The sequence below is a fragment of the Paenibacillus sp. OSY-SE genome (assembly GCF_000283315.1).
Classification (GTDB): Bacteria; Bacillota; Bacilli; order Paenibacillales; family Paenibacillaceae; genus Paenibacillus_B; species Paenibacillus_B profundus.
Map to the genome: position 1 here is coordinate 211,714 of NZ_ALKF01000205.1, position 22,756 is coordinate 234,469.

General features: G+C 48.9%; 23 protein-coding genes. All 23 read left to right on the top strand.

Features of this window, described 5'->3' with window-relative positions; all coding sequences use genetic code 11:
* The first annotated feature begins 23 nt into the window (after positions 1-23).
* The 23 genes from flhA to proS all read left to right on the top strand — a co-directional run bounded on the left by flhA (position 24) and on the right by proS (position 22,705).
* On the top strand, positions 24-2,057 hold the full coding sequence (gene flhA, locus A372_RS0131830) for a flagellar biosynthesis protein FlhA (RefSeq protein ID WP_019425002.1): 2,034 nt from the start codon (positions 24-26) through the stop codon (positions 2,055-2,057).
* Complete coding sequence (flhF, locus tag A372_RS0131835) at positions 2,054-3,415, top strand: flagellar biosynthesis protein FlhF (protein ID WP_019425003.1); 1,362 nt, start codon at positions 2,054-2,056, stop codon at positions 3,413-3,415. Before flhA ends, flhF begins: the two co-directional genes overlap by 4 nt.
* A gap of 3 nt (positions 3,416-3,418) precedes the next feature.
* Positions 3,419-4,321, top strand: coding sequence for a P-loop NTPase (locus tag A372_RS0131840; RefSeq protein WP_019425004.1), 903 nt, complete (start codon positions 3,419-3,421; stop codon positions 4,319-4,321).
* 35 nt (positions 4,322-4,356) lie between these two features.
* Positions 4,357-5,694, top strand: coding sequence for a protein-glutamate methylesterase/protein-glutamine glutaminase (locus A372_RS0131845; RefSeq protein WP_019425005.1), 1,338 nt, complete (start codon positions 4,357-4,359; stop codon positions 5,692-5,694).
* A 41-nt stretch (positions 5,695-5,735) separates the two neighbouring features.
* On the top strand, positions 5,736-7,832 hold the full coding sequence (locus tag A372_RS0131850; RefSeq protein ID WP_019425006.1) for a chemotaxis protein CheA: 2,097 nt from the start codon (positions 5,736-5,738) through the stop codon (positions 7,830-7,832).
* Between the two features lie 42 nt (positions 7,833-7,874).
* Positions 7,875-8,336 carry a chemotaxis protein CheW gene (locus A372_RS0131855; protein WP_019425007.1) on the top strand — a complete coding sequence of 154 codons (462 nt, stop codon included), beginning with the start codon at positions 7,875-7,877 and terminating at the stop codon, positions 8,334-8,336.
* A 37-nt stretch (positions 8,337-8,373) separates the two neighbouring features.
* Positions 8,374-8,961, top strand: coding sequence for a chemotaxis protein CheC (locus A372_RS0131860; protein WP_019425008.1), 588 nt, complete (start codon positions 8,374-8,376; stop codon positions 8,959-8,961).
* The gene (locus A372_RS0131865; RefSeq protein ID WP_019425009.1) at positions 8,958-9,452 is read left to right on the top strand and encodes a chemotaxis protein CheD; all 495 of its coding nucleotides are present in this window, start codon (positions 8,958-8,960) and stop codon (positions 9,450-9,452) included. The genes A372_RS0131860 and A372_RS0131865 overlap by 4 nt, the downstream gene beginning before the upstream one ends.
* Before the next feature lie 3 nt (positions 9,453-9,455).
* Positions 9,456-9,881: a hypothetical protein gene (locus tag A372_RS0131870; protein WP_019425010.1), complete on the top strand. Its 426-nt coding sequence runs from the start codon at positions 9,456-9,458 to the stop codon at positions 9,879-9,881.
* A 15-nt stretch (positions 9,882-9,896) separates the two neighbouring features.
* Positions 9,897-10,682 carry a FliA/WhiG family RNA polymerase sigma factor gene (locus A372_RS0131875; protein WP_019425011.1) on the top strand — a complete coding sequence of 262 codons (786 nt, stop codon included), beginning with the start codon at positions 9,897-9,899 and terminating at the stop codon, positions 10,680-10,682.
* A gap of 54 nt (positions 10,683-10,736) precedes the next feature.
* Positions 10,737-12,143, top strand: a complete 1,407-nt coding sequence (locus tag A372_RS0131880; protein WP_019425012.1) for a DUF342 domain-containing protein — start codon at positions 10,737-10,739, stop codon at positions 12,141-12,143.
* Between the two features lie 37 nt (positions 12,144-12,180).
* The gene (locus A372_RS0131885; protein WP_019425013.1) at positions 12,181-12,513 is read left to right on the top strand and encodes a hypothetical protein; all 333 of its coding nucleotides are present in this window, start codon (positions 12,181-12,183) and stop codon (positions 12,511-12,513) included.
* A 94-nt stretch (positions 12,514-12,607) separates the two neighbouring features.
* Positions 12,608-13,198 (top strand): hypothetical protein, encoded by a 591-nt coding sequence (locus A372_RS0131890; RefSeq protein WP_019425014.1) that lies wholly within the window; start codon positions 12,608-12,610, stop codon positions 13,196-13,198.
* Positions 13,191-13,418, top strand: coding sequence for a hypothetical protein (locus A372_RS0131895; RefSeq protein ID WP_019425015.1), 228 nt, complete (start codon positions 13,191-13,193; stop codon positions 13,416-13,418). The genes A372_RS0131890 and A372_RS0131895 overlap by 8 nt, the downstream gene beginning before the upstream one ends.
* 562 nt (positions 13,419-13,980) lie before the next feature.
* The gene (gene rpsB, locus A372_RS0131900; RefSeq protein ID WP_019425016.1) at positions 13,981-14,679 is read left to right on the top strand and encodes a 30S ribosomal protein S2; all 699 of its coding nucleotides are present in this window, start codon (positions 13,981-13,983) and stop codon (positions 14,677-14,679) included.
* 148 nt (positions 14,680-14,827) lie between these two features.
* Positions 14,828-15,481: a translation elongation factor Ts gene (gene tsf, locus A372_RS0131905; protein ID WP_019425017.1), complete on the top strand. Its 654-nt coding sequence runs from the start codon at positions 14,828-14,830 to the stop codon at positions 15,479-15,481.
* A gap of 123 nt (positions 15,482-15,604) precedes the next feature.
* Positions 15,605-16,333 carry a UMP kinase gene (pyrH, locus tag A372_RS0131910; protein ID WP_019425018.1) on the top strand — a complete coding sequence of 243 codons (729 nt, stop codon included), beginning with the start codon at positions 15,605-15,607 and terminating at the stop codon, positions 16,331-16,333.
* The gene (frr, locus tag A372_RS0131915; RefSeq protein WP_019425019.1) at positions 16,333-16,887 is read left to right on the top strand and encodes a ribosome recycling factor; all 555 of its coding nucleotides are present in this window, start codon (positions 16,333-16,335) and stop codon (positions 16,885-16,887) included. The genes pyrH and frr overlap by 1 nt, the downstream gene beginning before the upstream one ends.
* Before the next feature lie 93 nt (positions 16,888-16,980).
* A complete protein-coding gene (locus A372_RS0131920; protein ID WP_019425020.1) occupies positions 16,981-17,748 on the top strand; it encodes an isoprenyl transferase in 768 nt (255 codons plus the stop codon).
* Between the two features lie 18 nt (positions 17,749-17,766).
* The gene (locus A372_RS0131925) at positions 17,767-18,567 is read left to right on the top strand and encodes a phosphatidate cytidylyltransferase (RefSeq protein ID WP_019425021.1); all 801 of its coding nucleotides are present in this window, start codon (positions 17,767-17,769) and stop codon (positions 18,565-18,567) included.
* Positions 18,568-18,626: 59 nt separating this feature from the next.
* The gene (locus A372_RS0131930) at positions 18,627-19,769 is read left to right on the top strand and encodes a 1-deoxy-D-xylulose-5-phosphate reductoisomerase (protein WP_019425022.1); all 1,143 of its coding nucleotides are present in this window, start codon (positions 18,627-18,629) and stop codon (positions 19,767-19,769) included.
* 101 nt (positions 19,770-19,870) lie between these two features.
* Complete coding sequence (gene rseP, locus A372_RS0131935) at positions 19,871-21,145, top strand: RIP metalloprotease RseP (RefSeq protein WP_019425023.1); 1,275 nt, start codon at positions 19,871-19,873, stop codon at positions 21,143-21,145.
* A gap of 111 nt (positions 21,146-21,256) precedes the next feature.
* Complete coding sequence (gene proS, locus A372_RS0131940; RefSeq protein WP_019425024.1) at positions 21,257-22,705, top strand: proline--tRNA ligase; 1,449 nt, start codon at positions 21,257-21,259, stop codon at positions 22,703-22,705.
* Positions 22,706-22,756 lie beyond the last annotated feature (51 nt).

A 22,756-nucleotide genomic window follows, 5' to 3' on the forward strand; every position in this document is an offset into this window, starting at 1 on the left:
GAACAGGATGGAGGGTGCACTCCGTGAAAACGAGAGATTTAGTCGTCTTAGTCGGTATCATCGGTATCGTGCTCATGATGGTCTTGCCTATACCGACTTGGTTGTTAGACATCTTGCTCGTAATCAACATCTCCATAGCATTAATGATTCTTCTTATTGCCATGAATACGAGAGAGATACTGCAGTTCTCGATTTTTCCAGCTTTGCTGTTGATTACGACGTTATTCCGACTCGCCCTCAACATTTCCACAACGAAGCTCATACTCGCGCACGGTGAAGCCGGCGATGTAGTTGCAACGTTTGGACAATGGGTGGCGCAAGGAAATATAGCTGTCGGATTGGTTGTATTCCTGATTCTTGTCGTCGTGCAGTTCATTGTCATTACAAAAGGGGCGGAGCGTGTAGCTGAAGTGGCAGCTCGCTTTACGCTCGACGCGATGCCAGGTAAGCAGATGGCGATTGATGCCGATTTGAATGCAGGCTTGATCAATGAGCATCAGGCGCGTGAACGCCGCGAGAAAATTGAAAAACAAGCGGACTTTTATGGCGCAATGGACGGTGCCAGTAAGTTCGTCAAAGGGGACGCCATTGCCAGTATCGTCATCCTCCTGATTAACTTAATCGGCGGATTTATCATTGGGATGGCCATGCATGGCAAGAGCTTCGGGGATGCGGCTTCTACATACTCGATTCTGTCCATTGGGGACGGGCTCGTCAGCCAGATTCCGGCATTGCTTATTTCGACGGCTTCAGGTCTCATCGTAACCCGGGCCGCTTCCAATGGTAACTTGGCGGAGGAATTAAGCACGCAAATGCTTGCCTATCCGAAGCTGTTGTATATTGTCGCTGGAACGATAAGCATGCTCGGCTTGCTCACGCCGATCGGTCCAGGCCCGACGATTCCATTTGCGGTCATTCTCGCTGTTGCCGGTTATCGAATGCAGAAAAATATGGACGTTCGCCAAATGGAAGAGGAACAGCTCGAGGAAGAACAGCAAATCGAGGAAGTGCGCAGTCCGGAGAGTGTCATTAATTTGCTGCAGGTGGATCCGATCGAGTTCGAATTCGGTTACGGGCTCATTCCGCTGGCAGATGCCCAGCAAGGGGGAGACCTGCTAGACCGCATCATTATGATACGCCGGCAATGCGCATTGGAGCTTGGGCTGGTCGTTCCGGTCATTCGCATTCGGGATAACATACAATTGAAGCCGAACGAATATGTCATCAAGATCAAAGGAAATGCCGTTGCTCACGGAGAGCTCTTATTGAATCATTATTTAGCTATGAATCCAGGGTATGAGGATGATTCGGTAGCAGGTATCGAAACGATGGAACCTGCATTCGGCCTGCCGGCCCTCTGGGTGGATGAGACGATGAAGGAGCGTGCGGAACTTGCTGGCTATACGGTAGTAGATCCGCCATCCGTCGTCGCTACCCATCTGACAGAGATTATTAAGAAGCACGCGCACGAGTTAGTTGGGCGTCAGGAGACCAAATCTCTTATCGAGACGGTCAAAGAGCAGTATCCGGCACTTGTTGAGGAGCTTATCCCGAACGTTCTGACTATCGGTGACGTGCAGAAAGTGTTGGCGAAGCTGCTGCGGGAGAAAATTTCGATTCGCGATTTGGTGACCATCTTCGAAACACTGGCTGATTACGGCACGTATACGAAGGATCCGGATGTGCTTACGGAATACGTTCGTCAGGCGCTGGCGCGTCAGATTACGCAGCAGTATGCCGTACCGGGTGAAACGCTGCGTGTCATTACGGTAGGGCCTTCACTTGAAAAGAAAATAGCCGAAAGCGTGCAGCAGAATGAGCACGGATCGTATCTCGTCATGGATCCAAGCATGACTCAGCAAGTGTATCAACGGGTCAGCGAGCAAGTACAGCGGCTGCTGCAATCGGGGCACTCCCCAGTCGTACTTGCATCACCTACGATACGCATGTATTTGCGCCAGTTAATGGAACGAGCTATGCAGGATATCCCGGTGTTGTCTTACAATGAGCTCGAACCGAATGTTGAAATTCAAAGCGTCGGAGTGGTGAATGTATGAGAGTAAAAAAATACATCGTTGACACCATGCCCGAGGCAATGAGCCAAATTCGCCATGAATTAGGGCAGGATGCGGTCATTGTCAGCACGAAGGAAGTACGAGCGGGCGGATTTCTCGGTATGTTCCGCAAGCGTTGCATCGAAGTCGTTGCCGCTGTGGACGAACAGGAGAAAACGGAACGGACGCGTTCAAGCGCGTCTTCGCTTCAGGAGACAGCAGGCGCAAAGTCATACGTGTCGTCCTCCATGGCGCGCTCGGCGTACAGCGGTAAGAGAGAAGCTCTTACCGCTGTACGGCCTGCCGGACCTCGACACGATTCGGCACAAACCATGAACCGCGCGCCCACAGAACATTCGTCAGCTGCACCAAGTCCTGTCGGCGTATTGCCGTATTCCAGGGAGGAAGAAGAGAGACAGCGGGATCTGAACGCATTCCAAGATGCGGTAATGCAGGCTCGTCTGCAGGAAGCCGCCTCTGCGAGCTTGCCTGCAGATGACGGCTGGCAAAACGAATTTAATGAAATGAAGCTTATGATGCGTAAAGTGATGCAGCGTGTCAATCACGACAATTGGCCAGACAGTATGCATGAAATGAAGCAGAGCTTGCTAGATCAGGGCGTAGCGAACGAGCTAGCTTACCGAATCGTGCAGGAAGCATGGGAGAAATGCCAAATCAACCGGATTGAGCAGCCCGAAATATCGGTGATAAGGTCCTATGTCCGCGACATTGTAAAAGAACAGCTGCAGTCTCATGAAGTGAACGGCTTAACATCCGCAACGCGAATCGTATACATGGTCGGACCTACGGGTGTCGGTAAGACGACGACCATTGCAAAGCTTGCTGCAGATCAGATGTTCCATCATCAGCGGCGGGTTGGCCTTATCACATCGGATACTTATCGGATCGCGGCCGTTGAACAGCTTAGAACGTATGCTTCCATATTGAATGTGCCGATCGAAGTCGCCACCTCGCCGAGCGATACGGGGCGGGCACTGCAAGCGCTCCAAGGCTGTGACCTCATCCTAATGGACACTGCGGGGCGCAATTTCCGTAACGACATGTTCGTTAACGAGTTGAACACGATGCTCAAGCCGCTGCCTGACAGCGAGACCTTTTTAGTGCTCAGCTTGACGTCGAAGACGGAAGACATGATGTCCATTCTGGAACGTTTCTCAAGACAGCGTGTCGACCGAATCATTTTTACGAAAGCCGACGAGACGGACACCTACGGTTCAATGCTTAACTTGGCGGATCGAACATCGATTCCGTTCAGTTATATCACTACAGGTCAAAACGTGCCTGATGATATCAAATCGTTTCATGTGGACGAGGTCGTGCGTTGGATCGTAGGAGATTAACTTATGATGAACGACCAGGCGCAAGCATTACGAAGATTAGTGAAATCAAAGCGGTCGGACGCGAATGATGCGCCGCCGCACGAGCATCCGAAGTCAGGTGGAGCACGGGTAGTTACGGTAACCAGCGGAAAGGGCGGTGTGGGGAAATCCAATTTTACATTGAATTTTGCCCTATCGCTGCAGGAAGCGGGTTACCGCACTCTCGTCTTTGATGCTGATATTGGTATGGCGAACATTGATGTCCTTCTGGGGAGCACGGCATCGTCGAATCTGGTTCACGTTGTGCAGCAGCGCAAGACGCTGCAGGATATCATCCAGATTGGGCCCTTGGGCATGCATTACATTCCAGGCGGTTCAGGATTTCAAGATTTGCTGGAACTGCCTTCCGAGCAAATCGACAGGCTGCTCACCGAGATGGAGAGCTGGTCCGAGCGTTATGACATCATCTTGTTTGATACGGGGGCCGGTCTAAGCAAAGAAACGATTCGCTTTATTCTGGCGGCAGATGAAACGTTTGTCGTAACGACCCCTGAGCCGACGGCAATCGCGGATGCTTACGCATTAATCAAAATCGTGAACGGCATGGGTCACGGCACAGACTTTAGGCTGGTCGTCAATCGGGCGGCCGATTGGAAGGAAGGCAGTCAGACCGCTGAACGTCTATCGTCTGTCGCCCGGAGGTTCTTGCATCAATCGATACCGACTTTGGGAGTTCTGTATGACGATCCTCATGTCATGCAAGCCGTGAAGAAGCAAACGCCATTCTGCTTGTTGTATCCGCAGAGCAAGGCGTCCCTGCAAATCCGCGAGCTTGCGAAGTCCTACATCAATGGATCGGACCCGGCGGAACCGAACGGCGGAGTAAAGCAATTTATTCGAAATTGGCTGCGGCGCTGGTCATCATAGACAGATGTCCACACCATAAGGGAGCGTGATGAGAATTGGCAACGAAGAAGAAAGTGCTCGTCGTGGACGACTCGGCCTTCATGCGAACTATTATTTCGGATTTAATTGTGCAGGATCCTTCTTTCGAGATTGCGGGTACAGCCCGTCATGGATTGGAAGCGGTAGATAAGGTGAAGGAATTAAAGCCTGATGCGGTAACTCTTGATGTGGAGATGCCCGTCCAAAATGGACTTGAGGCACTGCGCCGTATTATGGCTGAAGCACCAACACCGGTAATCATGTTATCGAGCTTGACCGAAGAAGGACGTTCGGAGACGCTATCCGCTCTGGAATACGGCGCATATGATTTCGTATGCAAGCCGAGTCCAGCGGGAGGTACCGGGGACATTCATAAAGTAGGCGAAATGCTAATCGAGAAGCTGCATACGGCTATCGCTTCCGAGGAGCGAAGACGGCAGCTTGAGGAGCTTCGACAGCAGAGACTTGCGAGGGAAGCGTCTCTCACCTCCAAAGCTATGGAGCCTTCCCGACCCATTCCACGAGAGAAGAAGCCGTTGTCTCTGCCGGATAGGAGCCATCAAGCAGCTAACAACCGCGATGAAATAACGTCGAGCAGGTTGGCGAAGAAGGCAGTTCCCCAACGCCTGCACGGATATCGTAAGGGGGCAGATCAAGAGCTGGATGTGAACCATCGCTCTATGAAGCCTGTAGCGGATCCCGTTCCGGAAGCGAAACCGCTATCCCGATCCAACGTGGAGAAGCCAGGAGTCAGAGGGATGAAAGGGCGTACCACTTCCTTTGAACATATCATTGCGATCGGAACGTCAACCGGCGGACCGCGCGCGTTAAAGCAGTTATTGACTGATTTGCCGAAGGGATTGCCTGCTCCGATTCTCATCGTTCAGCATATGCCGCCGAACTTTACGAAGTCGCTAGCCGAGCGATTAAATACATACAGCGAGCTAGAGGTAAGAGAAGCTCAAGATGGGGAAGTCTTGCAAGCGGGCGTGGCGTATATCGCTCCTGGCGGTTTGCACATGACTGCCACCAAGAAAACCGATGGCAACTATGCCATTTCATTAAATAAATCAGAACCGCGATCTGGACATCGTCCTTCCGTTGACATGTTATTCGAATCGCTGTTGCCGTTCCATCAGCTTGAGCGCCATATCGTGCTCTTGACTGGGATGGGGAGTGACGGCGCCAGGATGATGCGCCAATTGGCCGATGAAGGCGTAACTTCCACCTTCGTGGAGAGTGAAGAAAGCTGTGTCGTATTCGGCATGCCGCGTGCAGCCATTGAGCTCGGGTGTGTGTCGCATATCGTTCCATTGAGAGACATGGCAGGCGCTATCATGAACGCGGTGAAATGAAGACGCAAAGTAGTGCAAATCGTTAAAGGGGGTGTTCGAACATGGATTTAAACCAGTATTTATCCATGTTTATTGACGAAGCGAACGACCATTTGCAAGCGTTGAACGAGCACATGCTAGAGTTAGAGAGTCAGCCGGACGATGTCAGCATTGTTCAAGTCATCTTCCGTTCCGCTCACACATTAAAGGGTATGTCGGCGACCATGGGCTTTGAAGACTTGGCATCCTTAACCCATCAGATGGAAAATGTGCTTGATATGGTGCGCAATCATCAGCTATCGATGGATGACTTCATCTTCGATACGCTCTTCCGCAGCTTGGATGCGCTGGAAGCAATGGTCGGAGATATTACGAACGGCGGCGAAGGAAAGGCGGATGTGACTGAGATTGTCGCTTCGTTGCAATCCATCGTATCGGGTGATTACAAGAAAGAAAAGAGTGCTGACGAGTCTGCTTCCGAGCAAGAAACGTCAGCCCAAAGCGAGTCCTTAGACGAGTTCCAGCGCAGCATTCTGGAACAATCGCTTGAAGCAGGGATGCACGTCTACCATATTCGAGTCGAGCTGAGAGAAGACTGCGTGCTGAAAGCAGCGCGGGCGTACATGGTATTTCAAGTGCTGAGTCAGTATGGGGAAGTGGTGAAATCCGCACCGCCAGCTCAGGATATCGAGCAGGATAAGTTCGACAGCGGCTTCTCTATATTTTTCGTCAGTCAAACCGAGGTGGAGCAGCTTAAGCACGAAGTTGGACAAGTGTCCGAGCTTGAGTCTGTAGAAATCAAAGATATGACGCTGGAAGATGTGCGTCAATGGAATCAGCGTGCAGATGAAGTCCATACTTCAGCCAAAGAGACGGCGGCGACTGCAGTGAAGCCTGCTGTAGAGCAAGACAAGCCGAAGTCTGCTCCGACGGCATCACCAGCTAGCACGACGCAGGATGCGGCCAAGAAAAGCTCGGCGTCACCTGCACCGAACAAAGCGGTTCAGAATCGCACGATTCGAGTAGACATCGAGCGATTGGATGTACTGATGAATTTATTAAGCGAGATGCTGATCGATCGCGTACGCTTGGAGCAATTGGCAGGCGAGTTGAAACAGCACGATTTGACAGAAACCGTCGAACATTTAGTGCGTGTCAGTTCAGACTTGCAAAATATCGTCTTGAAGATGCGGATGGTTCCGGTAGATGTTGTATTCAGCCGCTTCCCGCGTATGGTTCGCGACTTGGCGAAATCACTCGATAAAAAAGTCGATTTTATTATTACGGGTGCCGATACCGAGATGGATCGGACCGTTATCGATGAGATTGGCGATCCGCTTGTGCATTTGCTTCGGAATGCAGTCGACCATGGTGTCGAGTCCATCGAGGAGCGCATTGCGAAGGGGAAATCAGAGACAGGCACGGTGCAATTGCGTGCGTACCAAAGCGGAAATCATGTCTTCATCGAAATTGAGGAAGACGGTCACGGCATTGACCGTGACAAAATTTTGAGCAAGGCAATGAAGAACGGTATTGTCAGTCCTGACAAAGCGGCTTCTCTAAGCGATGAACAAGTGTATCAGCTTTTGTTCGCTTCTGGATTCAGTACGGCGGACAAAGTATCCGACGTCTCCGGACGCGGAGTGGGTCTAGACGTGGTGAAATCCAAAATTGCGTCACTCGGCGGACATGTCATTGTCGAATCGAAGTTGGGACAAGGCACGACATTTATCGTTCAGCTTCCGCTCACGCTTTCTATCTTGTCGGCGATGCTGTTCACGCTGGGCACTGAGAAGTACGCGATTCCGTTAACCTCGATTGTAGAGACCGGATTGGTACAGAAAGACGATATTCGCCGACTTCATGGCGGCATTCGCATGATTGATTACCGCGATAGCGTCATTCCGCTCTTATCGCTTAGTGCGTTGTTCGATTGTGCCAGCTATTCCGATATGGATGAAGATGAAATCGAGATTATTATCATTCGCAAAGGGGAGCGCCTTGCAGCGCTTGCCGTCGATGACTTCGTCGGTCAAAACGAAATTGTGTTGAAGCCGCTTGGCAACTACTTAAAGAACACCCCGGGCATTTCGGGCGCGACGATTCTGGGAGATGGACAAGTCGCATTAATCATCGATCCGAACGCGTTGCTTAAATAAGAAGGCCCACTCGTTGCATATCAAGCTTGAGGAGGATATGACATGGCAGAGGAAATTAAAGTCGTTGTCTTTACGTTAGGACAGGAAGAGTATGGTATTGAAGTAGAAAAGGTGAAGACGATCGAGCGCATGATGCCGATTACCCGCGTGCCGAAGACGTTTGATTTCATTAAAGGCGTTATCAATCTCCGGGGCGTAGTCGTGCCTGTCATTGAACTGCGCGGCAGATTCGGGATGGCTGAAGAAGAGCATACGGATCAGACGCGAGTCATTATCGTCGCGCATGATGAAATGGAAGTCGGCTTCATCGTTGATAGTGCGAGTGACGTCATAGACATCACTTCAGATGATATCGAGCCCGCTCCTGAAGTCGTCGGAGGCATTCAAGCGAAATATTTGCGCGGCGTCGCCAAATTTGGAGATAATCGCTTGTTGATTATGCTGAACTTGGCCGAAGTATTAAACAAAAGCGAAATTATTAAGTTAGAACAACTCGAGGCATAAAGCTGTGCATTTGTACGAACGTCTCGGAGAATACAAGATGGATGTGTTAAAGGAAGTGGGCAATATTGGTGCCGGCAACGCCGCAACGGCACTCTCCCACCTCCTTAACCGTCCTATCGACATGGCGGTTCCTAAAGTAAGGTTGGTCCCGTTTGAGTGCATCGCCGATGAAGTCGGGGGTGCAGAACAGGTTGTGATAGCCATCTACTTTCGTGTGGAGGGTGAAGCATCGAGTCATCTCTTTTTTATGTTTGAACTGGAACCGGCAAAGAAGTTGTTGTCGAATTTGGAGTTCTTCCCTGCAGGAGAAGAACAAGCGTTCTCAGAAATGGAAATATCCGCGCTTTCCGAGATTGGCAACATTTTAGCCGGGTCGTATTTGTCTTCCCTGGCAGATTTCACCCGTCTGTCGATGTCGCCGACCGTGCCACAACTGGCGATTGACATGGCAGGGGCCGTGCTGAACTACGGTATTTTGCAATATGGGGAGATGGGAGACAGTGCACTATTAATCGATACAAAGTTTTTGGAAGGCTGCGATGAAGTGCAAGGAACCTTTTTCTTAATACCTGACCCGGACTCTTTTTCAAAAATATTTGCTGCATTGGGAGTGCCATTCGAATGATTGAAGAGTCCACGGTTGTTAAAGTCGGCATGGCCGACTTGAATGTGTGCCTTACAGGCTCCATACGCACGACCGGTTTAGGCTCTTGTGTCGGATTGACTTTGTATGACCCCGTTGCCCATATTGCCGGCATGGCGCATGTCATGCTGCCATCTTCGGACATTGCACGCGAAGGCGTGCGCAACATTGCGAAATATGCCGACACTGCTGTTCCTGAACTGATTCGACGTATGACGCTAGAAGGAGCCAAATTAACACGATTACAAGCCAAAATGGCGGGCGGTGCGCAAATGTTTGCGTTCGCTTCTAACAATGACATGATGCGCATCGGACCGCGTAATGTGGAATCATGCAAGCAAATGCTGCAAAAACACGGTATACCTCTTTTGGCAGAGGATACGGGCGGAAATTACGGACGTACAATTGAACTGCGCTGCGGAGATGGAATGTTGAACATTCGCAGTGTACAGTTAGGTGTAAAGGAAATATAAGCCATGATAGGAACAATACGCTGGAATATTATTTTTGGAGCTGTCGGATTTGTCGTTACATTTCTTGCTTCTTCGAGCAACAATGTATGGACGACTAGCCTCATAAGAGGAATCATTGCCCTTTGTATCTGGTTTGCGCTTGGATTTGCGCTCAGATTTATCGCCGGTCTATTGCAGCAGCCACAGCAAGATAAAGGCTCCGACCACGAGATGGCGGACAAAGGACAGACGGTGGATATGACAACACCAGATGAAAGTGATATGCTGCATGATTTGTTAAGGACGAAGCCGAGCGAAGAGAAGCATGCCGATCGGGAAGACGATAACGGAAACGCCTTTCAGCCGTTAAACCCGCCCAAGCTCGTGACCAATCCGCAGATGGACGCGGAACAATTGGCGCAAGCTGTTCGTCACCTGACACAAAAGTAAGGAGGCTGACTGTCGGTGAGCGTACAGAAATTAAACCCATGCTCGCATGTTGAGCTATGGGAACGTTGGAAAGAACATGGAGACCTTGACGCGAGGAAACAATTAATCGAAATTCATTTGCCCATCGTTGACTTTGTCTCGAATCGGCTTGCCGCCGGTTTGCCCCGCAACGTTAGTAAAGATGATCTCGCCAGTCATGGGGCGATGGGCCTGATCGATGCTATCGAGAAATTCGATCATCGCAGAGGATTGCAGTTCGAAACGTATGCTTCTTGGCGCGTCCGCGGAGCCATCCTAGATGGGCTCCGTCAAGGAGACTGGGTTCCACGCTCGGTACGTGAGAAGGCGAAGAAGATCGAAGAAGCGTATCAACATTTGGAACAGCGTTATTTGCGTACTGCAACCGATGAGGAGATGAGTACGTATTTAAACATAGGTGAGAAAGAATTTCAAAGCATGGTTCAGGATGTATCCATCATGTCCGTATGCTCTTTGGAGGACCCGATACGGGAAGATGAGTCGGAGACGCGTATTTCATTGTTAATCGATGAAAAGGCCAAAAATCCGGAAAGCAAAGTAAACGAGCATTACTTAAAAGAATCCTTGGTACATGGAATTGATAAGCTGACAGAGAAAGAGCGCACTGTTATCTCACTGTTCTATTACGAAGATTTGTCATTAAGTGAAATTGCTGAAGTCATGTCCTTATCTCCATCCCGCATTTCCCAGCTGCATTCTAAGGCGATTATACGCTTGCGAACTACATTAGAGAAACATAAGAGTATGCTGCTGGAAGCGTAATCAAGCACTGGCTGGCAAGGCTTTAAATCGAGTAGGTGGAAAGGGGGATTTTTCATGAGTATGACGTTGGCCTTGGAACAATATTTGGAAGTGACGATTTCTGAGGACAAGCTTCATGCCTATGTGCAGTTTGTTAAGTTCGATGCAGCATTTCAATGTACGGCAGATAAGTTGGAAACTTTGCTCCACAGCAATGGCGTTCGATTCGGAATTCAGGCGAGAGTGCTTCAAGAAATTGCTTCTAATCCCAAAGCCTTTGCACGCGGTGCAACGATGATTGCTCATGGAAAAGCGCCCATAGCGGGTGAGGACGGACGAATTAATGTTTTGTTGCCAAAGAGAGAGCGGGAGACAAAACCAGCTGAGCTTGAGGATGGTACGGTTAATTTTAAAGAGGTCAAACAGTTAGATAATGTGAAAAAGGGCCAAATCATTGCGGAGCGAATTCCGAGCAAAGAAGGAATACCCGGCATGGCGGTTACAGGCGAGACGATTCCGGCGAATAAAGTACGCGAGGCCCGATTTAAAGTGGGAAAAAACGTCGTCGTTGATCCGGAAGAGCGGGCGATGTATGCAGCCATTGACGGGCTGGTCTCCAAAATGGATAAGGATCGCATTCATGTGTTCCCGGTATATGAAGTGAACGGGGATGTCGATTATCGGACCGGAAATATTAATTTCATTGGCACGATTGTCATTCGCGGCAATGTGTTGACTGGATTCCGTGTTCAAGCTGCCGGTGATATCCGCGTATACGGAGGCGTTGAAGGCGCGGAGATGGAAGCTGCCGGCTGCGTTGAAATTAGCGGGGGGATCATTGCTGGCAACAAAGGGTATGTCAAAGCGGGACAACATGTAAAGTGTTCTTTTATACAAGAAGCGAATGTAAGCGCGGCAACGGACGTCATCGTGACGCAAAGCATCATGCATGCCAATATTCGCGCAAGTAGACAGGTGATTTGTAAAGGAACGAAAGGACTCATTGTCGGAGGAATCATACAGGCTGGCGATCGTGTCATTGCTCGTACGATTGGTAATACAATGTCAACGGGGACAACGATTGAGGTTGGCGTACTGCCGGATTTACGAAACGAATTAACGGAACTGCGTTTAAAGCTGCGCAGCAGCATCGATAGCTTAGAGAAGACAGAGAAGGCCTTGCGCATCTTAGATCAGATGGCTGCAGCAGGTCAGTTAACCGGAGAAAAGCTAGGAATGCGTATTAAGCTGAACTCGACGAAGAAGAAAGTAACGCAAGAGCAAACAGAAATTAGGGAACGCATGCTGGAAATTGAGAAGACGTTGGAAGAAACCGCATTGGCTTCGGTCGATGTGATAAATGTGATATATGGTGGCGCAAAGATCGTGATCGGCCGCAATACGCGCTTTATTAAGGATGCAGTACAGAGAATCTCTCTCCGAATGTCAGAAGGGGAGATCGTGATGTCGCCTTATTATTAATTTGACATGATTCAATCGAATCAGATGAGGTGATAAGATGAATGTTAAGCCGGTGGAAATGCAGATCGCAATTCCGCGCACTCAGGATGCTTCGGCAATTCATCAACAGCTGCAGCAGCGCCCGATTACAGAACAATCGCTGTTGAATGATCAAGCGGAGAAGATGATTAGGAAATCAAGTCAACGCAACGAAGAAGTGCAATCATCACAGGAAAGCCGCATTCGTGATCAGGAGAAAGAGGACAGACCGGATTCGGAACGGGAAACTGCCGAAGAACAGCTCGAGGCAGCGGAAAATAGCGAAACGCTTATAGTTTCCAAGCCTGCGGAACATCCCTATAAAGGTAAGCATATTGATTTCATGTGTTAGAGGTTGATAGTTATGACGCCGGGTGCCCGTGGTAATGAGGTTCGCGGCGTTTTCATTTTCAATATATAATGGTTTGTGCGCGAGGAGGACTGAGATGGAACCGTGGATGTACATTTTGCTGCTCGGAGCAGCAATCGTAGTTGTCGGAATGCTGCGGCCGAAGGTTGTGCCAGAGGGCAATTCAACCGAACTGCGCCGCAATATGGAGGAAACGCTCGAGCATTACATGAGAGAGTTGGAAGTGGAAAATGAGAAGCTCATTACAGTAATCGAGCGTATGAAGAAAGAGAGTGATTTGCGCGATGACGCGTTGAGAAGAAGAATGGACAAGCTGGAGCACAATTGGAGCAGCTTCGAAGAACGACTTGCATCCGCGAATGAAGATGTGAAGGATGAGAGCGGCAAGCAGGAACAGAAGGCACCGCCAGAACCCCCTTCGATGCCGCAAGCGATCGTAGAGGAAGTATTATTTGAGACGAGTGAAGTGGACGACTTCGTAGAGACATTCCTGGATGACTTGCCTGAGGCGCCGGCCGCCGTGCCGCTGCGCGCCCGATACCCGGAGCTGTTCGCCTTGTTGGAACAAGGTTACTCGGAAGAAGAGGCAGCACAGCAGTTAGCGATGCCGAGAGGTGAAGCGCAATTAATTATTAAGCTGGAGCAGCAGGAGGTTCGCCGTGTTTAAAGATCGTCGTTTTTTAATCGGACTTGGAGCGGGAATTATTATAGGCGGACTGCTGCTTCAAATGATATTCATCGGGCAAAAATATGCGGTGCCCGTGTCGGAGCAGGAGCTGCGTGAGGCGGCGGAACGGGCTGGACTAGAGCTGGTGCCCCGGAATAACCAGGTGAACGAAAGCACTGACCAAGGACAACCGAAGCCAGTGAATAAGGATAATAAGTGAGTTGTTTTTGCTGGCGTTGATCAGGTCCAACTTCTCTTGCTAAAGAGATAGCGGGGATGGAGGTCTGGCTGGACTGCATTGGATTATTTCCGATGAACGGCACGCCAGATTCTGTTGGACCTTTTCCAGTGGTTCTCCATATAATCGCCCTCTAACTGCGAAAACATTGGATAGAATCCAATCTCCTCCGTAAACGACTCGGCAAAATGACTGACAACCTCTCTCCTGTTAACGAATTTCAGATATAGAATGTAGGCTCCATGGGGGCTATGTTGCTGTACAACGTTGTTCTCGCCGTATCTGAATCAGTAGGAGAGTGGAACGAAGGGTGAAATATTTGGCTCATCATTGTTGGCTGGACCAATATTGATGATTATCCTATTGGCTAGCCCGACAAAACGGTTGCAACTCGCATGGCGTTATGGTATATTAATTGACGGTGTTAAGAACACACGTCGATTAATTTCTACAAGGGTGCTTTCTGTCGCGACAAGTGCGGAAAGTCTTGGGGAAAGATGATATCGGCGGCGGATAAATAACCATATTGGGAGGTGTAGTGAAGATGGCAGTTATCTCCATGAAACAGCTGTTGGAAGCTGGGGTACACTTCGGTCACCAGACTCGTCGTTGGAACCCTAAGATGGACAAATATATCTTCACAGAACGTAACGGTATTTACATCATTGACTTGCAAAAGACAGTGAAAAAAGTAGAGGAAGCTTACAATTTTGTAAAATCCCTCGCAGGAGACAACGGAACAGTATTGTTCGTTGGTACGAAGAAACAAGCTCAAGATTCCGTTAAGGAAGAAGCAGAGCGTTGTGGAATGTACTATATCAACCAACGTTGGTTGGGTGGTACGTTGACTAACTTCCAAACGATTCAAAAGCGTATTGATCGCTTGAAGTTGCTTGAATCGATGGAAGAAGACGGGACATTCGAAGTATTGCCTAAGAAAGAAGTCATCTTGCTCCGCAAAGAGAAAGATCGTCTTGAAAAATTCTTGGGCGGTATTAAAAATATGAAGGGCCTGCCTAGCGCATTGTTCGTCATCGATCCTCGCAAAGAGCGTATTGCAGTTGCAGAAGCTCGCAAATTGGGTATCCCAATCGTTGGTATCGTTGATACGAACTGTGACCCGGATGAAATCGATCATGTTATCCCTGGTAACGACGATGCTATCCGTGCAGTGAAATTGTTGACTTCCAAGATGGCTGATGCAATCGTTGAAGCTCATCAAGGCGAAGAAACAACAGCTTAAGTTTGAAATTATAATTGGATGAACAAAGGGTGGTTGGCAGGTGGTTCACCTCTCACCGCCCTTTTTTTAAGGCGTATACACTATCCGGCAGCATGCCTCCGGCGATACATACGAGAGGCGGCCAAATCATTAATGGAGGGAACACGACATGGCAGTAAGTGCAAGTGCAGTAAAAGAATTGCGCGAAAAAACAGGCGCAGGGATGCTTGATTGCAAAAAAGCATTGGATGCAACGAACGGTGATTTGGAAAAAGCGATTGAACTTCTTCGCGAGAAAGGTTTGGCAGCCGCAGCGAGTAAAGCAGGGCGCGTAGCAACAGAAGGCGTTGTTGAGTCCTACATCCACGCTGGCGGACGAATCGGCGTATTGGTTGAAATCAACTGTGAAACCGACTTCGTTGCAAAAACAGATCAATTTAAAGATTTTGCACGCGATATCGCAATGCAAATTGCAGCAGCTTCTCCAAAATACGTTCGTCGTGACGAAGTCCCTCAAGACGAAATCGAAAAAGAGAAGGAAATTTTGAAAGCTCAAGCTTTGAACGAAGGCAAGCCTGAGAAGATCGTTGAAAAAATGGTTGAAGGCCGCATCAGTAAATACTATGAAGAGTTCTGCTTGTTGGAGCAGTCCTTCATTAAAGATCCGGACAAAACAATCGAAACATTGGTGAATGAAAAAATCGCCACAATCGGTGAAAACATCTCGATCCGTCGCTTTGTTCGTTACGAGCTGGGCGAAGGCTTGGAGAAAAAAGTGGATAATTTTGTTGAAGAAGTCATGGCCCAAGCAAATATGAACTAACCTTTCATTACAGGTTCTCATAGGGATACGCGGCTGATACGTAATCAACAGACGCGCTAAAAAGTTGGAACACATTGTGTTCCTTCTTTTTTAGCGGCCGTTAGGAAAAGTGGAGGGTAAACATTGAAACAACCGGTTTATAAACGCATCGTATTAAAAGTAAGCGGGGAATCATTATCAGGTCAAGCCGGCTACGGCATCGAATCTGGAGTTATTAATTCTATTGCCGAACAAGTCCAAGAGGTCGTAGAGCTTGGTGTTGAAGTCGCGATTGTGTGTGGTGGCGGCAACATCTGGCGTGGTATCGCAGGCAGCGAAAAAGGCATCGACCGCGGTACAGCCGATTATATGGGGATGCTTGCAACCGTAATGAACTCACTTGCATTACAAGATGCGCTCGAACAAATCGGCGTGCCGACACGCGTGCAAACTTCGATTGCGATGCAGCAAATCGCTGAACCTTATATTCGCCGCCGCGCTATCCGTCATTTGGAGAAGGGACGCGTCGTCATCTTCGCGGCTGGAACAGGGAATCCGTTCTTCTCGACGGACACGACGGCAGCACTGCGCGCTGCAGAAATCGAAGCCGATGTCATCTTGATGGCAAAAAATAAAGTCGACGGGGTTTACTCTGCCGACCCATTCAAGGACGAGACTGCAGAGAAATTCGAACAACTGACTTACATGGAAGTGCTAAACCGCAACCTGGGAGTTATGGATTCTACCGCATCTTCGCTTTGTATGGATAATAACATTCCGCTTATCGTTTTTGCCATTACGGAACAAGGCAATATTAAACGCGTCGTACTCGGCGAGAAGATTGGAACCATAGTAAAAGGGAGTGTAAACTAGTGCCACAAGCAGTGAAAAAGAACGCAGAAGAACGTATGGAAAAAGCTATTTCCGCCTTGAAACGCGAACTTGCTACCCTGCGTGCAGGACGCGCTACACCTGCTTTGCTTGATCGTGTGCAAGTTGAATACTACGGTGCGATGACTCCAGTGAATCAGTTGGCTAACATCAGCACGCCTGATTCTCGAACGCTAATCATTCAGCCGTGGGACAAATCGTCCATGTCCGAAATTGAGAGAGCGATTATGAAATCAGATCTCGGCTTGACGCCAGCAAATGACGGCACAATTATTCGCCTGTCCATTCCGCCATTGACGGAAGAACGCCGTTCGGACCTCGTTAAGCAAACAAAAAAATACGGTGAAGAAGCAAAAGTTGCCATTCGTAATGTTCGTCGTGATGCGAACGATGATATTAAGAAATTGGAAAAAACGACGATTTCTGAAGATGAATCTCGTCGTCATCAGGAAGACATTCAGAAGTCGACGGACAAATATATTGCCGAAGTCGATAAAGTATTGGCGATAAAAGAAAAGGAAATTATGGAAGTGTAATATACGGGAACGAGATTAGCGATTTGTTCTTTATGCCCCTCCGCACGGTGGGGTTTATTGTCTTTTTTTCATCACCGGGTTGGAGGAGACCGAATGATTAAGCGATTCCAAGCGTGGTTGCAGCAAAGGGGAAGCCGCAAACCGCCGGAACTGATGCCCGAAAATATCCCACAGCACGTGGCGATTATTATGGACGGCAACGGGCGTTGGGCGAAGAACCGTGGATTGCCGCGTGTCGCAGGCCATCATACAGGAATGAAAGCTGTGAAACGTGTCACCATCGCCGCAAACGACATCGGCATCAAGGTGTTGACGATGTATGCATTTTCCACTGAAAACTGGAAACGCCCGAAAGATGAAGTTGATTTTCTTATGAAGCTTCCTCAGGAATTTCTGTCTATTGAGCTGAATGAGCTGATTGAGAAAAATGTTCAAGTTCGTATGATGGGGTACCGCGATCGCTTGCCGCAGCATACAGTTCAGGCGCTTGAAGAAGCAATTGAAAAAACGAAACACAATACAGGGCTCATCCTGAATTTTGCGATGAACTATGGCAGCCAGCGTGAACTGATAGAAGGCTTTCGCGACATTATGCGAAAGATTGAGGAAGGAACGCTTCATGTCGATGATATTGATGAAGACACGATTCATAATCATTTGCTGTCACACAATTTACCAGATCCGGATTTGCTCATACGGACTAGCGGGGAAATGCGGTTAAGTAACTTTATGTTATGGCAGCTTGCTTACAGTGAATTGTGGTTCACCGATGTGTATTGGCCTGAGTTTACGGAACGGCATCTCATGGAGGCGGTTCTGGAATATCAACGCCGTTCTCGCAGATACGGTGGATTACACTAAGTTGGAGGAACAGTCTTTATGAAACAGCGAATCGTTACGGGACTAATAGCCGGCTCGTTATTCGGTGTATTGTGCGTCATCGGCGGTATGCCTTATGAATTGCTGCTCCTCGCGTTAGCCTTTGTGGGGTACTATGAGTTTGCCCGTATGCATCATGTGAAGCGATTCGATGCAACGTCCATCGCCGGCTATGTAACTTTAGCCCTAATCGCGATTCCTTGGGCGCAATGGTCTCTACCGTGGTCGATGTCGATGGAGACGGTCGTGTGGTTAAGCATGTTCGTAATGCTGTGTATGACGGTCATCACCAAAAATAAAGTGTCGATTGAGATCGTATCCCAACTGTGGCTTGGCGCATTTTACATTGGAATTGGTTTTAAATATATGATGTTGACACGTACGTCCATGGGAGATGAAGGTCTGTTTTGGACTTTGATGCTGTTTTCTTCCATTTGGGCGTCGGATATTGGCGCTTATTTCGTTGGACGGGCTGTCGGCAAGCATAAGCTATGGCCTGCAATCAGTCCGAACAAGACGGTTGAAGGAGCGATAGGAGGCGTCATGACCTCCATCATCATCGCCTTTATGTTCCATTTCATTCGACCGGATCTCGTAAGCTTGACATTAGCTCTTGGCTTAGGAATCTCGGCAGCAGTCATCGGACAAATCGGAGATTTAATACAGTCTGCCTATAAACGGGTTCGCGGAGTAAAAGATTCCGGAACATTGCTTCCAGGTCACGGTGGTGTGCTGGATCGGTGCGACAGTTGGCTTATCGTCTTTCCTTTCGTCCATCTGATCGGACTTTTAACGTTGTAAATTGAACTTCAGTTCTGAAGTTATTACCGAATAGATATAAATAAAAAAGAGGTGGAAGGATGAAACGGATTGCCGTATTAGGCTCGACAGGTTCCATCGGCACGCAAACGTTGGACGTTGTGAGACATCATCCAGAACATTTCAAGATTGAGGCAATGGCAGCAGGACGCAATGCTGCATTAGTTTTAGAACAAGTGCACGAGTTCCGGCCACGGAAAGTATCTGTTCAGGATAAAGAGGTTGCAGACCGCATCCGCCATCAGCTTCCGGCCGGTGTCGAATTGTTTTATGGTGCGGAAGGCTTGATCGAAGTTGCGGCGAATCATGAGGCAGATATGGTTATAACAGCTGTAGTAGGCAGTGTAGGGCTGCAATCGACGCTGGCGGCCATCGAAGCGGGCAAGACGATAGGGCTCGCTAATAAAGAGACACTAGTGACAGCGGGACATCTAGTGACAGCACGCGCCAAGGAGAATGGCGTTATGCTGATGCCTATCGACAGCGAGCACTCCGCTATATTCCAATGTCTGAACGGGGAAGCGGCTGAAGCGGTTCGTTCCATTACGCTCACAGGATCCGGAGGAAGCTTTCGCGATAAAAAGCGGGAAGAGCTGGAACATGTGACGATAGAGCAAGCGTTGAACCATCCCAATTGGTCCATGGGCGCCAAAATAACGATTGATTCGGCGACAATGGCCAATAAAGGACTTGAAATTATCGAAGCCCATTGGCTGTTTGATATGCCGTATGAACGCATTAATGTACTTATACATCCAGAAAGCATTATCCATTCCTTCGTGGAGTATCAGGATGGAAGCATTATCGCGCAAATGGGTGTGCCGGATATGCGCGTGCCCATTCAATATGCGCTTACTTATCCGCAACGGATCCATAACCAAGCTCCTTCGTTGAATTTGGCGCAAGTGGCCAAGCTGCATTTCCGTGAAATGGACTATGATCGTTATCCGATGGTTCGTTATGCTTGTGAATGCGGCATAGCAGGGGGGACGGCGACGACCGTATTTAACGCAGCCAATGAAGTTGCGGTTGCCCGTTTTCTGCAAGGAGCGATTGGGTTCTTGGACATTGAACGAATTGTATATCAGATGATTTCGAAGCATGATATCATCCCTGTCCCATCCCTGGAGGAAATACAAGAGGCGGATGGACTTGCGAGAGCGGAAGCCGCAGCGATTTTATAGCACCAATTGGTTTTAGCGGATTCTCTTGTGCGGAATCGGAGAATAATGATAATCTATATAGATAAACGGCGACCCGAAATCGTGAAGGAGGATGCAACGCAGTGCAGATGGTGCAAATAGTATTTTTAACGATACTCGTCTTTTTCGTCATCGTGACGATCCACGAGTGGGGACACTTCTTTTTTGCGAAACGCGCAGGCATTCTCGTGCGAGAGTTTGCAATCGGGTTTGGTCCGAAAATATTCTCTTATACTCGAGAGGAGACGCGTTTTACGCTACGGCTGCTTCCGGTCGGCGGATATGTGCGCATGGCGGGGGAAGATCCCGAGATTGTAGAAATACAGCCTGGGCAGACCATTGCTGTTCGTATTGCGGATAACCAAGTGACGAAGATGTATCTCGATCAATTGGACATGCGTAAACAAGTCATCCGCGGCGAAGTGAGCAAGATTGATTTGGAGCGCGAATTGAAAGTGACTATGGACGTTGACGGTGAAACGCTCACTTACGATATACATCCGCAAGCGATGATGGTCGTGAAAGGCGATGAAACCCAAATCGCTCCATACAACCGCCAATTCGGCAGCAAGACGGTCGGACAGCGCGCAATGTCTATTTTCGCGGGACCGCTGATGAATTTCATCCTTGCCTTCATCTTGTTCGGCGCATACATTCAATTCGCAGGGATACCGGTAGACAATCCGACCTTTGTAAAAATCGGTGATGTAACAGCAGATCTGCCCGCTGCTCAAGCACAATTGCAAAAAGGTGACATCATTGAAAAGGTCAATGACATGGTTGTTGGCGGAGATCGTGAGAAAATGATCGAGCTCATTTCGAAGTCTGAAGGGAAGCCGATGGACTTCGTCATCCGACGGGGTGATGAAGTCATCAAGGTAACACTTACCCCGCAAAAAGTGGAAGGTCAGGAAGGCGGAAAAGTTGGAATTGTGCCTATGCTGCCGACTCGAACAGCTTCGTTCGGAGAGACGATCAAGTTCGCTGGCGTCACGATGGTCGATACGACAGAACGCATCTTTGAAGGCTTCCGCATGCTTATATTCGGTCAGTTCAGTCTGGATGATCTTGGCGGACCAGTAAGAACATTTGAAGTAACCGGACAATTTGCCAAGCAGGGAATCGCGCAATTGACTTTCTGGACAGCGATTCTTAGTTTGTATTTGGGGATTTTTAACCTGTTGCCTATACCTGCTTTAGACGGGAGTCGCCTTGTCTTCCTGGGTATCGAAGGAGTTCGCGGCAAGCCGGTTGATCCGAATCGGGAGAGTATGGTTCATTTCGTAGGATTCGCCATGCTGATGTTGTTGATGCTGGCTGTCACCTACAACGATATACTTCGTTTAGTTAAAGGGTAATAGAAACGGAGATTTGATCAAAGAATGCCCTTTTAATGAAGCATTTATATGACACAGCTGTACGGAATAAATGATGATGCGGATTGTGTCTTCGGGAGGATTTTAACCGTTATGTCGAAAGAAAAACAATTTGTTACGGAAATTACACCTCAGCAAGAGGATTTCTCGCGCTGGTACATTGACGTCATCAAGAAGGCGGAATTAATGGATTATTCGCCGGTTCGCGGATGTATCGTCTTCCGCCCGGACGGCTATGAAATTTGGGAGCATATTCGCGAAGAGTTGGACCGCCGTTTCAAAGAGACGGGTCACCGCAACGCCTATTTCCCATTGTTCATTCCAGAGAGCTTCTTCCAAAAAGAGAAGGAGCACGTGGAAGGCTTCAATCCGGAGCTGCCATGGGTAACGGAAGCCGGCGGTGAAGTGCTTGAGGAGAAGCTGGCGATTCGTCCGACATCAGAGACGATGATTGGTCATATGTATTCGAAATGGATCCAATCATACCGTGACTTGCCGGTACTGATTAATCAATGGGCGAACGTCGTTCGTTGGGAGAAGCGCACGCTTCCGTTCCTGCGAACGAGCGAATTTTTGTGGCAAGAAGGTCACACTGCACATGAAACGGAAGAGGAAGCACGTCAAGAGACGATGCTTATGCTGAAGACATACCGCGAGTTCGTTGAAGATTATTTGGCCATTCCGGTCATCGAAGGCCAGAAGACGCCTTCGGAGAAATTTGCGGGTGCTGTCGACACATTCTCTATCGAAGCGATGATGAAGGATGGACGAGCTGTTCAAGCCGGGACATCTCATTATTTAGGAACCAACTTTGCGGTTGCTTTCGATATTAAGTTTTTGGGTCGCGAGAACGAGCAGGAATTCGTGCATACGACGTCCTGGGGCGTGAGCACTCGTCTGATCGGGTCCCTTATTATGGTACATGGAGATGACCGCGGTCTTGCATTGCCGCCGAAGGTGGCTCCAACCCAAGTCATTATGATTCCTATCGGACCAGCGAAACTTCGCGATCAAGTCGTTGGCCGCGCCAACGAACTGTTCGGTGAATTGAAGCAAGCTGGCGTACGCGTCCGTATGGACGACCGTTCGGACATTAGTCCAGGCTGGAAATTTAATGAATATGAAATGCGCGGTGTGCCAGTGCGTCTCGAGATCGGCCCGCGTGATATGGAGAACGGCGTATGCATATTAGTATCCCGTATCACCGGTGAGAAGCGTGTGGTGGAACAAGCAAACTTGGTGGAAGAAGTGCGCAAAATGCTTGCGGATGTCCATCAGGAAATGTATGATCGCGCCAAGCAATTCCGCGACGAGCATTTCTACACGGTCGATTCGATTGATGAGATGAAATCGGAGATGGAAGAGAAGCGCGGCTTTACGCTTGCCGGATGGTGCGGTTCAGAAGCGTGCGAGAAGCACGTGAAGGACGAAACCGGTGCAACGAGCCGTAATATTCCGTTCGATCCGCAGGAGAAGAAGACAACTTGCTTAGTGTGCGGCGAGGCTGCGAAGCATACGGTTGTGTTTGCTCGTGCGTACTAGATTGCCTTAGATACGTTTTACTGAAATAAGCCTGCTTGCAGACAGGATGAA